13 protein-coding genes are annotated in these 13570 nt (G+C 71.9%); 1 reads left to right on the forward strand and 12 read right to left on the reverse strand.

The window, feature by feature from the left end; all coding sequences use genetic code 11:
- The first annotated feature begins 21 nt into the window (after window positions 1-21).
- On the forward strand, window positions 22-720 hold the full coding sequence (locus tag GRC12_RS19470) for a phosphatase PAP2 family protein (RefSeq protein WP_208780606.1): 699 nt from the start codon (window positions 22-24) through the stop codon (window positions 718-720).
- 12 nt (window positions 721-732) lie between these two features.
- Here the strand turns inward: GRC12_RS19470 and GRC12_RS19475 are convergent, their stop codons facing one another.
- The 12 genes from GRC12_RS19475 to GRC12_RS19530 are packed head-to-tail and all read right to left on the reverse strand — an operon-like array spanning window position 733 to window position 13570.
- Window positions 733-2076, reverse strand: coding sequence for a glutamate-1-semialdehyde 2,1-aminomutase (locus tag GRC12_RS19475; RefSeq protein ID WP_208780587.1), 1344 nt, complete (start codon window positions 2074-2076; stop codon window positions 733-735).
- Between the two features lie 7 nt (window positions 2077-2083).
- On the reverse strand, window positions 2084-2635 hold the full coding sequence (gene rfbC / locus GRC12_RS19480; RefSeq protein WP_208780588.1) for a dTDP-4-dehydrorhamnose 3,5-epimerase: 552 nt from the start codon (window positions 2633-2635) through the stop codon (window positions 2084-2086).
- On the reverse strand, window positions 2632-3864 hold the full coding sequence (locus GRC12_RS19485; RefSeq protein WP_208780589.1) for a polysaccharide pyruvyl transferase family protein: 1233 nt from the start codon (window positions 3862-3864) through the stop codon (window positions 2632-2634). The genes rfbC and GRC12_RS19485 overlap by 4 nt, the downstream gene beginning before the upstream one ends.
- Window positions 3861-4811 (reverse strand): glycosyltransferase family 2 protein, encoded by a 951-nt coding sequence (locus GRC12_RS19490; protein ID WP_208780590.1) that lies wholly within the window; start codon window positions 4809-4811, stop codon window positions 3861-3863. The genes GRC12_RS19485 and GRC12_RS19490 overlap by 4 nt, the downstream gene beginning before the upstream one ends.
- On the reverse strand, window positions 4808-6115 hold the full coding sequence (locus GRC12_RS19495) for a hypothetical protein (protein ID WP_208780591.1): 1308 nt from the start codon (window positions 6113-6115) through the stop codon (window positions 4808-4810). Before GRC12_RS19495 ends, GRC12_RS19490 begins: the two co-directional genes overlap by 4 nt.
- Complete coding sequence (locus GRC12_RS19500) at window positions 6112-7365, reverse strand: DUF4910 domain-containing protein (protein WP_208780607.1); 1254 nt, start codon at window positions 7363-7365, stop codon at window positions 6112-6114. Before GRC12_RS19500 ends, GRC12_RS19495 begins: the two co-directional genes overlap by 4 nt.
- A gap of 32 nt (window positions 7366-7397) precedes the next feature.
- Complete coding sequence (locus GRC12_RS19505; protein WP_208780592.1) at window positions 7398-8423, reverse strand: NAD-dependent epimerase/dehydratase family protein; 1026 nt, start codon at window positions 8421-8423, stop codon at window positions 7398-7400.
- Window positions 8424-8426: 3 nt separating this feature from the next.
- On the reverse strand, window positions 8427-9074 hold the full coding sequence (locus GRC12_RS19510) for a PIG-L deacetylase family protein (protein ID WP_208780593.1): 648 nt from the start codon (window positions 9072-9074) through the stop codon (window positions 8427-8429).
- Window positions 9071-9865 carry a glucose-1-phosphate cytidylyltransferase gene (locus tag GRC12_RS19515; protein ID WP_208780594.1) on the reverse strand — a complete coding sequence of 265 codons (795 nt, stop codon included), beginning with the start codon at window positions 9863-9865 and terminating at the stop codon, window positions 9071-9073. The genes GRC12_RS19510 and GRC12_RS19515 overlap by 4 nt, the downstream gene beginning before the upstream one ends.
- Window positions 9862-11097: a class I SAM-dependent methyltransferase gene (locus GRC12_RS19520; protein WP_208780595.1), complete on the reverse strand. Its 1236-nt coding sequence runs from the start codon at window positions 11095-11097 to the stop codon at window positions 9862-9864. The genes GRC12_RS19515 and GRC12_RS19520 overlap by 4 nt, the downstream gene beginning before the upstream one ends.
- On the reverse strand, window positions 11094-12335 hold the full coding sequence (locus GRC12_RS19525) for a glycosyltransferase (RefSeq protein WP_208780608.1): 1242 nt from the start codon (window positions 12333-12335) through the stop codon (window positions 11094-11096). Before GRC12_RS19525 ends, GRC12_RS19520 begins: the two co-directional genes overlap by 4 nt.
- Window positions 12336-12337: 2 nt before the next feature.
- A complete protein-coding gene (locus GRC12_RS19530; RefSeq protein WP_208780596.1) occupies window positions 12338-13570 on the reverse strand; it encodes an O-antigen ligase domain-containing protein in 1233 nt (410 codons plus the stop codon).

A 13570-nucleotide genomic window follows, 5' to 3' on the forward strand; every position in this document is an offset into this window, starting at 1 on the left:
TCGCAGCTGCCGGAGGGGCGGGTGACCGGCCGGTCGGAGCCCGCGGTGCTGCCTCACTCGCTGCGCGCGTGGCTCGGGGCGGTCGCGGTCGTGGCCGCCGTGGTGGTCGGTGCGCTCGGAGTCCTGTTCGCCGGGCACAGCGAGCCCGGCCGGGTGGACAGGTGGTTCGTGCTGCCGACCGAGGACAGTGTCCAGGGGCCCTTGCGGCGCGTCGCCCTGGTCCTGGACTTCCTGGGGGAGCCGGCCGGATCGACGATGCTGGTCGCGGCCATCGTGGTGTGCTGTCTGCTGCTGCGGCGTCCCCGCGCGGCGGCGCTCTTCGTCGTCGGTGCCGTCGTGGCCGTGGGCACGACGACCCTGCTCAAGCACGTGGTGGGACGCACCATCCACGGCCCCGGCAACCTGTCCTACCCGAGCGGGCACACCACCTTCTTCACCGCGCTCGCCCTCGTCCTGGCGCTGCTCGCGACCGGCCGGCTCGGCCTCGGCCGGACGGTCGGCATGTCACTCGTGCTCGCCGCCTCGCTGGTCGGCGCCGCGGTCATGGGATGGGCGGAGGTGGCCCTGGGCGCGCACTACCCGACCGACGCCCTCGGCGGCTGGTGCACCGCGCTGGCGGTGGTCCCGGCGACCGCGTGGCTGGTCGACCGGCTCGCCGGCCGGCCGGCCGACCGTCCGGTGCAGCGGATGGCGGACGCCGGCCGGCGGGAGCCCCGCTGAGGTCACATCACGTCACGCCAGGCGGCGGAAGACGGGCTTCACCGGTCGTCCGCCCAGCCAGGGGGTCGGATCACCGGCGTCCAGTGCCTTGCGGTACACCGCACACGCCTGGGCCACCACGTCGACGGTGTGCTCGATGTCCTCGTCGCTGAGCGCGCTGCTCACCACGAACGACGGGGCCAGCACCCCGCCCGCGAGGAGCCGGCGCAGGAACAGGGTGCGGTACTCCTGCGACGGCCGGCCGTCCCCGTCGAGGGTGGCGAAGACCAGGTTGCTGGCCCGGCCCCGGACGACGACGTGTTCCTCGACGCCCATGCCGGCCGTGGCCTCGCGGACGCCCGCGGCCAGCCGCTCGCCGAGGGCGTGCAGCCGGTCGGTGACGCCCTCCTCGGCGTAGACGGTCTGCACGGCCATCGCGGCCGCCAGGGAGTGCGTCTCGGCGCCGTGCGTGGTGGACAGCAGGAAGACGCGCTCGCCGGAGTCACGCAGCCCGCCCCGCTCCATCAGCTCGCGGCGTCCGGCCAGCGCGGAGACGGCGAACCCGTTGCCCAGCGCCTTGCCGAAGGTGGAGAGGTCGGGGACGACGCCGTACAGGCCCTGGGCGCCCGCCTCGGACCAGCGGAAGCCGGTGATCATCTCGTCGAAGACCAGGACACAGCCGTGCCGGTGCGCCAGCTCGCGCAGGCCGGCGAGGTATCCGGGCGGCGGCTCGGTCTGGGTGGCGGGTTCGAGGATCAGACAGGCGACCTCGCCCTCGTACCGGTTGAGCAGTTCCTCCGTGGCGGTGAGGTCGCCGTAGGGGAACGTCACGGTGAGTTCGTTGGTCTCGGCGGGAATGCCGGCGGACATCGGCGTGGTGCCGATGAACCAGTCGTCGACGGAGAAGAAGGGATGGTCGGCGCAGATGGCCACCCGGGGGCGTCCCGTGGCGGCGCGGGCGAGACGCACGGCGGCGGTGGTGGCGTCGGAGCCGTTCTTCGCGAACTTCACCATCTCCGCGGTGGGCACCGTCGCCAGGAAGCGTTCCGCGGCCTCGAGCTCCACGACGGACGGCCGGACGAAGTTGCTGCCGCGGTCGATCTCCCGCCGCACCGCCTCGGTCACCCGGGGGTGGGCGTGGCCGAGGCTGACCGAGCGGAGGCCGGAGCCGTACTCGACGTAGCGGTTGCCGTCGACGTCCCACACATGGGCACCGCGGCCGTGGCTGATGACCGGGGCCAGGTCCTCGGGGTACTGGTCGTCGCCCTTGGCGTAGGTGTGCGCGCCGCCGGGGATCAGGGCGTGCAGTCGCTCGTTGGCCGTACGCGACCGGGGCAGTTCGAACTCGGTGGTCTGCTCGGTGTGTTCGGTGTCCAAGCCGGCTTCACCCTTCCATGCGCTTCAGGACCTCGGCGAGGCTCGGTGCCTCACGGTCCCGTTGGGACGTCGACGTGACCGGCAGGGGCCACGGAATGGCGAGTTCCGGGTCGTCGAAGGCGATCGTCACGTCCTCGGAGGGATCGTGCTCTCGGTCGATACGGTAAGAGGTGTCTGCGACTTCGGTAAGAGCCTGGAAGCCGTGAGCGCATCCCGCGGGGATGTAAACGGTCTTCTGCGTCTCACCGGACAGCTCGAAATAGGCCCGGCCGAGGTACGTCGGCGAGTCGGGCCGCAGGTCCACGACGACGTCGAAGATCTGCCCGTACGAGCACCGCACCAGCTTGGCCTCGCCGGCGCCGGAGCGCAGGTGCAGACCGCGCAGCACGCCCCGGACCGAGCGGGAGACGCTGTCCTGGACGAAGGCGTTCGGGTCGAGGCCCACCGAGCGGACCACCTCGGCGTCGAACGTGCGGCAGAAGAAGCCGCGTTCGTCGGCGTACGGCGTCGGCTCGAACAGGTATGCCCCGGCGATCTCGGGGACTTCGGTCGCTCTCATGAGGCCTTCCGCAGGGCGTGGGCGTGGGTCTTCGCCGGGAACAGGGTCTTGGTCAGGGCGGTGAACTGCTCGGCGAGTTGCTGTGCGGCGACCCCGTTTCGTTCGGTGAGGGTCCGCCGTACCTCCGCCGCGTGCTTCTCCAGGTCCCGGAACTGCTCGAGCAGCCGGTCGGCGTCGACCTCGCGCGCCGGGTGGCAGTACGCGCCGAGGCCCATGCGGTCCATGAGCGCGTTGCTCTTGGCCGCGTAGCACACGGCGAGCACCGGCGTTCCGGTCTTCAGCGCGCAGATCAGGTTGTGGTAGCGGACGGCCACCACGGTGTCGGCGGCCGCCATCTCGTTCATCAGGTCGGCCAGGGAGGCCGGTTCGGCCGCGGTGACCAGCGGTGAGTCGACGGCGCCGAGGATCGCCTCGACCACCGACAGATCGCACTGGTCGCCGGTGAGGAGCCGGACCGGCCTGCCCTCCTCGACGAGTGCGCGGACGAACGTGATCGTCCCGTCGAGGTAGCGCCGGTATATCTCCTCGGCCCGGGCGCGGTCGTCGTTGCCGCCGTGGAAGTCCATGACACCGAGGCAGACGGGACCCGGCGTGCCGGCGGGCGCGCTCGACGGTGGTGCCGGCAGGGAGAACGCGAGGTCGGGGTAGACCTCGTCGCGCGAGGTGTCCACGCCCATCGCGCGCATCGCGTCGCGGGACTGCTCGTCCCGGTAGGACCGGTACGCGGCGAGCCGTGCCGACCAGCGCACCAGGGCCCGGGTCGGCCGGCTCTTGATCCCGGCGGCGCCGACACTGACCAGCGCGACCCGGGTGCCCAGCAGCCGTCCGCTCGCGCAGAGCAGGAACAGCGAGTACGGGAAGCCCCACGGGCGCAGCGGCAGGGTGGCCTCCAGGACACCCATGCCCGGCACGATGACCACGTCGTGCCGGCGCACCCAGGCGGCGGTGCGGCAGGCGTCGACGAGTTTGCCGAGTCCCTTCGACACGATCGCGCTCGCACGGGACGCGGTCCGGTACTCGGCGCGGTTCCAGTGCAGCCGCGTCGCGGGGATCCCGAACTTGGCGGTCACCGCCTCGGGTCCGCCGCACAGCGCGTCCACGCTCGCGTCCGGATGCTCGGAGCGGAGGTAGCCGAGTACGGCTTCCAGCGACCCGTCGTTGCCGAGGTTGCCGGAGCCGAGCAGGCCGAACACTCCGACACGTACCGGGGTTTCGTCCGCGGACGTCATCGGCGCCTCCTCCCCTCACGGCCGGCGACGAGGTCGTCGACGGAGACGGTCAGCTTGGCCGGGTCGACCGGGGCGCGGTCCTCGACCCGCTCACCGGCGCCCGGCCGGACCCGGCTGGTCATCCAGGCGGCCAGGTGCCGGTAGCACTCGCGCCGGTGGGCCGGGGACAGCGGCGCCCGGTGGACCGCCGAGACGAAGCCCCAGACGTACTCGGCGAGCAGCCGGGGCGTCGGGTGCAGCAGGCCCGCCCGGCGCGGGTCCAGGTTGACGCACCGGGAGCGCTTGGAGGGGTTGGCCCGCTCGGCGCGGGTGGGGTGGTCGCGGCGGAAGTACAGCAGTTCCGGCACCTGGTGGAAGCGGCCGTGCAGGGCGATCTCGGCGACGAAGGTGCGGTCCGCGTGGTGGTAGCTGTCCATGGGCTTCACCCGGCGCAGCGCGTCGGCCCGGATCACGCCGTAGAAGTCGTCGCCGCCGGGCTCGAACAGCATGCTGCGGAACCGCGTCGGCGCGTGCGGTGAGCCGGTGTCGAGCGTGTACTCGTAGGGCACCTTCACCTGGCCGTCCTCGTCGATGACCGCCTGGTCGGCGTGGGCGAGGATGACGTCCGGCCGCTCGTCCAGCGCCTCGACGCAGGCCCGCAGCAGGTCCCGGGCGTAGAGGTCGTCGTGCGAGGCCCACTTGAACAGCTCACCGCGGCACTCGGTGAACACATAGTTGTGGTTCGGGGTGGCGCCGACGTTCCTGGGCAGCCGGATGTAGCGGATGCGCGAGTCCTGCGCGGCGTACTTGCGGCAGATCTCCTCGGTCCCGTCGGTCGAGGCGTTGTCGGAGATGACCAGCTCGAAGTCCTCGTAGGTCTGGCCGAGCAGCGCGTCGAGAGACTCGGCCAGGTACTCCTCGCCGTTGTAGACGGGCAGGCCGATGCTCAGTCTGGGGCGGTCGGTCATGAGGTCCTCACTTCGGGAACGGAGTCGTGACGGCGCTCGCGCAGGGCGGACCGCAACTGCAGCCACCACACGGCCGAGCCGCTGACGGTCGCCGCGGCGACGCCCCAGGCCGAGCCGACCGTGCCGGCGAGGGCGGCCCCGCCGAGTCCGCCGCTGACGTAGCAGACGGAGGCGAACAGCTGGGAGCGCAGGCTGCGCCGGGCGGCGCCGAGGGCGCGCAGCCCGGCCGCCGCGCCGGTGCCGAGGCCCGCGCCCGCGACGCTGAAGGTGATCGGCACGATGAGATGCGAGGAGGAGTGCCAGACGCTGCCGAGCACCAGGTCGCCGAGCCGGTTGGGAAGCAGCAGCAACGAGCCGCCCCACAGCAGCGCGGCGACGGCCTGCCCGCCGCCCAGCAGGAGACAGAACGTGCGCAGGCGGTGCGGTGACTGCCGCAGTACCCGTGCCGCCTCCGGGACGGTGACCAGCGACAGTCCCATCAGTACGGCGAGGAAGGGGCCCATCAACAGCTCGGCGCCCCGCACCGCGCCCACCGCGCCGACCCCGACGATCGCACCGAGCCCGTAGGCCCGCAGTTGGCTGGCGCCGCTGAGGCTGACGTTCTCGACCAGGTACCGGTAGCCGAGATCGCGCTGCTCGCGCAGCCATCCGCGTGCCTCGGTCGTCCGGGGCCGGATGCCGGACTGGAGGCAGCCGTACGCGGCGGCCACCGCGGCGGACGCGCCCCAGGCCAGCACGAAGGCGCTCACGGTGTCCACATGGGCCGCCGCCACCATCGCCGGGACGAGCGCCAAGCACCACACGACGTCGTTGACGAAGGCCTTCCGCCCGTTGCCCGCGGCGAAGAACGCGAACCGCCAGGCGTCCTGCAGCAGCAGTCCGGGCAGCATGACGCCCAGGCACGCGAAGGCCGTCCCCAGCCGGCCGCCGAGAGCCAGCCCGACCACCAGGGACAGCGCGCCGATGGAGGTACCGACGCCGAGCGCGGTACCCGTCGAGCGGGACACCGCCCCGCGCCAGGACGCCTCCGGCACACCGCTGAAGCGCACCACCAGCGGGTCGGTGGACAGACCGCGCGAGACGTTGAGCACCACCCCGTAGGTCACCCAGGCGAGGCTGAACACGCCGAACGCGGTCACCCCCAGCGAGCGGGCCACGTAGATGCCCACCGCGAAGTTGCTGATGCTCGAGGCCGCCTGGTCGGCCAGCCCCCAGGACAGCCGGCCGACGAGGGCCCGCCTGGCGGACCCGGCGCGTGGCGCCACTGTCTGCGGATTCTCCCCCTCGACGGGCATCGACGTCATGTCTTGATCAGCCCTGCCTCGTGCAGGGCGCCGGCCGCGGCGGCGACCGTGTCGAACGGCAGTCCGGACCGCTCGGCGATGTCCAGCAGACCGTGCTCGCCGTCGGAGAGGCTGAGCACCCAGAGCATGGCCATCTGGGCCTGCTTGGTGTCGCTGCGCCCGCCGAGCGCGTCGTACAGCCCGCGCCGTCCCAACTGCGGTTCGCCGTAGGGGCTGAGGTTGAGGTAGCGCCGGTTGCGGTCCAGGACGGCGAACGCCTCGCGGCAGACCGCGAGGGTGTCCGCCATCGCCTCCGGGGAGACGAAGTCCAGGTTGTCCGCGGAGGTGTGGTACTCGGGATAGCCCGCGTACGGGGTCCGGGTGAGCGAGCCGACGCCGAGGTTGAACCCGGGTGAGCAGTACTGCCGCTCGTCGTAGCCGTACGGGGTGAACTCCGTGACGCGGTGCGGCCGTTCGGAGGCGGTCAGTACGTACTGCAGCACCCGGTCGATCTCCGCGTCACCGCGCCTGCTCTGCTTGTAGGTGAGCGAGCCCGGGTCACCGGCGCAGGCCAGCACCAGGCCGTGCTTGACCCGCTCGACCCGTTCGGCGTTGCGGGCCAGCCAGGTGATCGCGCCGATGGTGCCGGGCGCGAAGATGAACCGGTAGGTGTAGTACGGCGTCTCCCGCGCCAGCTCCCGGGCCAGGAACGTCGCCACCGCCACGCCGGCCATGTTGTCGTTGGCCAGCGCCGGATGGCAGACGTGACAGGAGACGATCACCTCGTCGGCGACCTGACCGGGCACCACGTGCTCGGCGTAGGTGAGATGGCCGTCGGCGAGCGTGGAGTCGATGCGCACCTCGTACTCGCCGTCCGGCATCGCGTCCAGGGTCTCCTGGGCCAGGCAGAACCCCCAGTCCGGCTTGTAGTAGCTGGTGCGGTACGGCACCCAGGACGGCCGGTCCGGCAGCGTGTGCAGATGCGCGCGCAGCTCGGACAGCGGCATGGTCCTCGCCACCGGCACGCTGTAGCCGAGCACGTGCAGGCTGGACGCGGCGAAGTCGACGACCCGGTTGCCGTCCGGGTCGGCTATGTAGGCGTCCCGGATGTTCCACTCCTGCGGCACCGTCCAGTCGAGCACCTGGGTTCCGGTCGGCACCTCGTGCACGTCGAGCGGGATGTACTCGCCGACGATGTCCAGGGTGGCGCGCACGCCGTCGCCTGTGATGCTCCGGCAGAGCGGGTACAGCCGCTCCACCAGGGCGTACATCTCGTCGCCGGCACCTTCTTCTGCACGCGTGGTCACCGACGCCGCCGCAGGGTGTCGTCGACCGTGCCGGCGTCGGAGGCCGCGCGCAGCACGGCGAGGCGGGTGAAGCGCCGCTGGAAGTCCTCCTGGGTCAGCCCGTGCGCGCGGTAGGCGTCGGCGAGTTCGAGCGCGCCCCGCTTCACCGTCCACTCGCAGTCGAAGCCGGGGATCGCGGCGCGGAACCGGGAGAAGTCCACCCGGTAGGAGCGCGGGTCGGCGCCGGTCTCACCGGTGATCACCACCTCGGAGCCGGGCACCGCCTCGGCGACCTGCCCGGCGATCTCGGCGACGGTGACGTTGTTGGTCTCGCTGCCGATGTTGAACGCCCGGTCGTGCACCGCCTCGCGCGGCGCGGTCAGCGCGGCCGTGAAGGCCCGGGCGATGTCGGCGGCGTGCACCAGCGGGCGCCAGGGCGTGCCGTCGGACATCACCAGCACCTCGCCGGACAGCAGCGCGTGACCGACCAGGTTGTTCAGCACGATGTCGGCACGCAGCCGGGGCGAGAAGCCGAAGGCCGTGGCGTTGCGCATGTACACCGGCGTGAAGTCGTCGTCGGCGAGCTCGTGCAGATCGTCCTCGACCCGCACCTTGGACTCCGCGTACGGCGTCACCGGGCGCAGGGGGGCGTCCTCGCCCACCAGGTCCTCGCCGCCGGCGGCACCGTAGACCGAGCAGGTCGACGCGTACAGGAAGCGCCCCACTCCGGCCTCGCGGGCCAGCCGGGCCAGGTGGACGGAGGCGTGGTGGTTGATGTCGTAGGTCAGTTCCGGCGCCAGCGATCCCAGGGGGTCGTTGGAGAGCGCGGCCAGGTGGATCACGGCGTCGACGCCGCCCACGTGCTCGGCCGTGACGTCGCGCAGGTCCACCCGGTGCCCCTGCGGGTCGGCGGGCTTCGGGCCCAGCACGCAGTCGGCGAACAGGCCGGAGTCGAGGCCGACGACCTCGTGCCCGGCGGCGGCGAGGACCGGGGCCATGACGGTTCCCAGGTAGCCCTGGTGTCCGGTCAGCAGTACGCGCATGGTTCAACCCCCCAGGTTGAGCGTGAGTTTGGTGACGGCGAACGCTTCGGCGTATCGCTCGTGGCATTCGATGCCGCGGATCCGCGCGAGGCCGAGGAAGGCCTCCCGGTCGTACCAGGGCCGGTGCCGCTGCGAGGCGTAGTGCTCCTGCAGCAGCCGCACCTTCTCCTCGGCGATCTCCACGGACAGCGGCTGGTACGCCGCCATCCGGCCGAGGTCGCCGTCCCACTTGACGATCTCGTAGCCGAGGACCAGGTGGTCGCGGAAGGCGGTGGGGATCAGCTGCGCCAGGCCGCGGTGGTCCTGGTGGGCGTCGTCGGTGCGTGGGGCCAGGATCAGGTCCGGGTCGGTCTGCTCGCGCAGTTCCTCGACGGCGGCCTTGGCCTCCTCCCAGTGCGCGGGCAGCCGGCCGTCCGGCAGCTTGTGCACGGTCAGCCTGAGGTCGGCGTCCGGACAGAACGCGGCGAGGGCGGCCCGCTCCTCCTGCTCCCGCTCGCCGCCGCCGCCGGACAGCACCAGCGCGTCGACGCGGAGGCCCGGCCGCGCACGGCACAGCGTCAGCAGCGTGCCGCCGGCGCCGATGGCGATGTCGTCGCAGTGGGCGCCCACCGCGACGATCCGCTCCGCACGCCCGGCCCCGAGCCCGATCACGCGCTCATCCCGGCGCTGTCCCGCTCCCACACGGCCCACGGGCGGTCGCCCCGGGCGTAGGCGGCGTCGAGCGCGGCGCGCTCCTTGACGGTGTCGGTCGGCTTCCAGAAGCCGCGGTGCTGGTGTGCCACCAGCCTGCCGCGCTTGGCCAGTTGGGAGCATCCGTCGGCGACCAGGTCACCGTTCTCCGGTATGTGGTCGAAGACCTCCTGCCGGAGCACGAAATAGCCGCCGTTCTCCCACAGGGGCAGGTCGCTCACCGCGGTGATGCCCCCCACCAGTCCGTCCTCGCCGAGCTCCACGCAGTGGAACGAGGACTGCGGCGGCACCACCATCATCGACGCGCCGGCGTCGCGCGCGGCGAACCGGTCGATCATCTCGTCCAGCGGGGCGTCAGTGAGCACGTCGGCGTAGTTGGCGAGGAACATCTCGTCGCCGTCGAGGTGGTGGCGCACCCGGCGCAGCCGCTCGCCGATGGGCGACTCGATGCCGGTCTGCGCGAAGGTGATCGTCCAGTCCGAGATGTCGGTGGACAGCAGCTCGGTCTTCCCGCCGCGCAGCACGAAGTCGTTGGAGGCGGTCTCCTCGTAGTTGAGGAAGAACTTCTTGATGTGGTCCGCCCCGTACCCGAGGCACAGGATGAACTCGGTGTGCCCGAAGTGCGCGTAGTAGCGCATGACATGCCAGATCAGCGGTCTGGGACCGACCATCGCCATCGGCTTGGGCACGTCGTCGGAGGCTCCGTTGCGCATCCGCATCCCGTAACCGCCGCAGAACAGAACGACCTTCATGACGTCACCTCGACAACGCTCAGTTCCGGGATGGGGAAGACCAGCCGGCCGCCCCAGTCGTGGACGTAGGACAGCTGCTCGACCAGCTCGGCCCGCAGGTTCCAGGGGAGGACGAGCACGTAGTCCGGCTTGTCGACGGCTATCTGCTCGGGCGGCAGGATCGGGATGCGGGTGCCCGGGGTGAACCTGCCGTGCTTGTAGGGGTTGCGGTCGACCGTGTACGCGAGCAGGTCGGGGCGGATGCCGCAGTGGTTGAGCAGGGTGTTGCCCTTGCCCGGGGCGCCGTAGCCGACGACCGTCTCGCCGCGCTCGGCGGCCTCGATGAGGAACTTGAGCAGGTCCCGGCGCACCTTGGCCACGCGGTTGGAGAACTCGGTGTACCCCGACAGCTCCTGCAGTCCGGCGGCCTTCTCCCGGGCCAGCACGTCGGCCACCCGCTGCGTGGGCTCGCCGGCCACCTCGGCGGGGCGCGCCCACAGCCGGATGGAGCCGCCGTGCGTGGGCAGCAGTTCGACGTCCACCAGCGTGAGTCCGCCGCTCGCCAGGGCCCGGATCGCGGAGGCGACCGTGTAGTACTGGAAGTGCTCGTGGTAGATCGTGTCGTACTGGTTCTCCTCGATCAGGGTCAGCAGGTGCTGCACCTCGATGGAGACCCAGCCGTCGTCGGCGACCAGGGCGCGCAGGCCCTGGGTGAAGCCGACCACGTCGGGGATGTGCGCGTACACGTTGTTGGCGACGACCAGGTTCGCCGGGCCGTGCTCCGCGCGGACGGCCGCGCCGGTCTCCGGGCTCAGGAACTCGGTGAGCGTGGGCACACCCGCCTCACGGGCCGTGGCCCCGACGTTCACCGACGGCTCGATGCCCAGGCAGCGGATCCCGCGGTCCACCACGTGTCGCAGCAGGTATCCGTCGTTGCTCGCGACCTCGACGACGAAGGCGTCGTCGCCGAGCCCGAGGCGCTCCACGGCGCCCGCGACGAACGTGCGGGCGTGCTCCACCCAGGAGGTCGAGTACGAGGAGAAGTACGCGTACTCCTTGAACGTCTCCTCCGGCGTGATCAGGGGCGGGATCTGGGCGAGCCAGCAGTCGGTGCAGACCCGCAGATGCAGCGGGTAGGCCGGTTCGGGCTGGTCCAGTTGGTCCGCGGAGAGGAAGCTCTCACATGGTGGCGTCGCCCCGAGGTCGACGACGCTCGCCGTCGCCTCCGAGCCGCACAGTCGGCATCGTGTCATTCGCTGTTCCCATCCCCCCTGCTCGCGCGGATCTCCCCGCCGCGAGTCTGTGCTGACCGGCCCGCGATCGCGGTGCGGTATTCCTCCAGCAGGCGCTCCAGCCCGACCGCCGGGCTGAAACCCTGTTCGTAACGGAGCCGGGCCGCGCGGCCCAGCTCCGGGCCCAGGGCCGGTTCGGCCGTGATCCGGCGGATGCCGGACGCGAGCGAGGCGGACTCGCCCGGCTCGTGCAGCAGTCCCGTCACGCCGTCGTCGACGAGTTCGACGAAGGCGCCGTGACCGGCGGCGACGACCGGGACCCCGGCCGCCATCGCCTCGACGACCACCAGGCCGAACGCCTCCAGCCATGTCGAGGGGGCCACCACGGCGACCGAGCGCGCGATGGCCTTCTGGCACTCCGCCGGGTCCAGCAGGCCGACGTAGCGCACGTCGTCGCGGCCCGCCGCCCAGGCCGTCACCTCCGCCTCCAGCGGCCCGGTGCCGGCGATCACGAGCGGCACGCCCACACCGCCGCCCGCCGCCAGTTCGTCCCAGGCGGCCATCAGCAGCCGTATGCCCTTGGCCTCCGCGAGCCGGCCCAGATAGAGCACATGCTCCCCGGGGCCCGTCCGGCGTACGTCCGGGTCCGGCACGAAGTTGTGCTTCACCGCCAGCCGCTCGGCCGGCATGCCGGCCCGCACCAGGACCTCGCGCTGCGCCGCGGAGATGCAGAGGAAGCGCTCCACGCCGGTCCACCACCGGCGCCGGTTGACCGACAGGCTGAGCGCGAGCGGCACCGTCGCGAGCCGGGAGCCCCGGTAGCAGCCGTGGCGGACGGCGGGCAGCGGTGTCGACCCGACGCACTCGGTGCAGGGCCTGCCGTCCCGCTGCAGGGTGCCGGGCGGGCAGATCTGGGTGTAGTTGTGCAGCGTGGCGACGGCGGGCACACCCGCGTCGGCGCACGCGGCGAGCACCGCGGGCGACAGCAGCGGAAAGACGTTGTGGACGTGGACGACGTCCGGGCGCTCGGCCCGCAGCCGGGAGGCCAGTTCGGCGCGGACCGCAGGGTTCCACGGCACCCGCACCGGCACCGCGGCCTTGGAGAGAAGGGACATGGCGCCGATGTCGTCGCTGCGCCGCTCGAACACCTCGACCCGGTGGCCGGCCGCCCGCAGCAGCTCCACCTCCTGGTCGACGACCCTGTTCTCGCCGCTCGGCTGCGCCGAGGCGTAGCGGTTGTGCACCACGAGGACGTGCATGCTCACCTCACCTCCGTTCTCCGGTCCCGGCGCGGGACGGGTCGTCGGGTGGCCTCGGGCAGTGCGAGGGACGGGGCCTCGGCCGGTGTCATCAACAGCGAGGCCGCGAGGGCCAGATGCAGCAGATAGGGCGAGGCGTCGCCCAGGCCGGCCTCGGTGTACGAGGCGAGCGCGCAGTAGCTGATCAGGAAGATCGCGCAGGCCCGCTGCAGCGACGGGGGCCGCAGCAGCGCGACGCCGCCCAGCACGACGAGGAACACCGCGACGAGACCGACGCCGATCAGGCCCTGCTCGTTGTAGACGGCCAGCCAGCTGTCGTCGATCGGCAGTCCGCCGAAGGACTTGTCGCCCAGGCCCACGCCGAACAACTGCTCCCCGGTGGTGCGGGGGGCCGCAAGCAGGGCGTCCCAGACCTTGGCCCGGCCGGTGAGGCTGGAGAAGTTCTCCTTGCTCTGTCCGCGCAGGAACCACGTCTGGAGCAGGGAGGCGAAGCCGACCGCGGCCACCGTGGCGATCACCACCGCCCAGCTGAAGAAGCGGCGGGCGGCGGTGCTGGTGAGCAGGAGCGAGCCGATCGCCAGCGCCAGCCCGACCAGCAGACCGAGCGTGGCGGTACGCGTGTGGGTCAGTCCGAGCAGGACCAGTGACGGCACGATGACCAGCGCCGCGCTCTTCCTGTCGGTGTGGCCGCCCATGAGGAGCAGCACGGTCAGCCCGATGATCACCGCGGCGTACTGGCCGATCTGCGGCGGGGTGAGCGGCCACAGAGCGCCGACAAGGCGCCCGCCGTAGAGGTCGGGCAGGGCCGCGCCCGGTGAGACGACCAGACCGGCGGCCACCGAGCCGAGCACCGCGAAGTACATGCGGATGTGGTGCCGGACGAACGTCATGCCGTCGTCCCACCAGCGGGTGAGCAGCCACAGCGTGCCGACGAACAGCGTCAGCCGGAAGCACCGGAACAGCGCGCCGAACCCGGACTCCAGATGCGCGCTGGAGATCACGCTCGTCGCCAGCAGGAGGGTGAGGACGAACACGTACGCACTGGGCCGGACGCGCACCCGGGGGTTGACCAGGAGCGCCAGCGCGAACGCGGCGACCAGCGCGCCCATGGTGACCATCTGGATGAGGGAGCGGGGCAACGGGACGATGGTCTTCGCCCCGGCGGAGCCGAGGGTGTTGAGGATCAGCAGACCCCAGACCGTCCCGATGATCTTCGGTGTGCGTTCTTTCTCCAT

Origin of the sequence: Streptomyces griseorubiginosus (assembly GCF_017614965.1) — a bacterium.
In the GTDB taxonomy this organism is placed as follows: domain Bacteria; phylum Actinomycetota; class Actinomycetes; order Streptomycetales; family Streptomycetaceae; genus Streptomyces; species Streptomyces griseorubiginosus_B.

Bases quoted from the DNA above. Each gene is read 5' to 3' on its own strand.
- GRC12_RS19515 (WP_208780594.1), bottom strand. From the start codon at position 9,865: ATGAAGGTCGTTCTGTTCTGCGGCGGTTACGGGATGCGGATGCGCAAC.
- GRC12_RS19500 (WP_208780607.1), bottom strand. From the start codon at position 7,365: ATGTACGCCCTGGTGGAGCGGCTGTACCCGCTCTGCCGGAGCATCACA.
- GRC12_RS19520 (WP_208780595.1), bottom strand. From the start codon at position 11,097: ATGACACGATGCCGACTGTGCGGCTCGGAGGCGACGGCGAGCGTCGTC.
- GRC12_RS19490 (WP_208780590.1), bottom strand. From the start codon at position 4,811: ATGACCGACCGCCCCAGACTGAGCATCGGCCTGCCCGTCTACAACGGC.
- GRC12_RS19495 (WP_208780591.1), bottom strand. From the start codon at position 6,115: ATGACGTCGATGCCCGTCGAGGGGGAGAATCCGCAGACAGTGGCGCCA.
- rfbC (WP_208780588.1), bottom strand. From the start codon at position 2,635: ATGAGAGCGACCGAAGTCCCCGAGATCGCCGGGGCATACCTGTTCGAG.
- GRC12_RS19505 (WP_208780592.1), bottom strand. From the start codon at position 8,423: ATGCGCGTACTGCTGACCGGACACCAGGGCTACCTGGGAACCGTCATG.
- GRC12_RS19525 (WP_208780608.1), bottom strand. From the start codon at position 12,335: ATGCACGTCCTCGTGGTGCACAACCGCTACGCCTCGGCGCAGCCGAGC.
- GRC12_RS19485 (WP_208780589.1), bottom strand. From the start codon at position 3,864: ATGACGTCCGCGGACGAAACCCCGGTACGTGTCGGAGTGTTCGGCCTG.
- GRC12_RS19530 (WP_208780596.1), bottom strand. From the start codon at position 13,570: ATGGAGAAAGAACGCACACCGAAGATCATCGGGACGGTCTGGGGTCTG.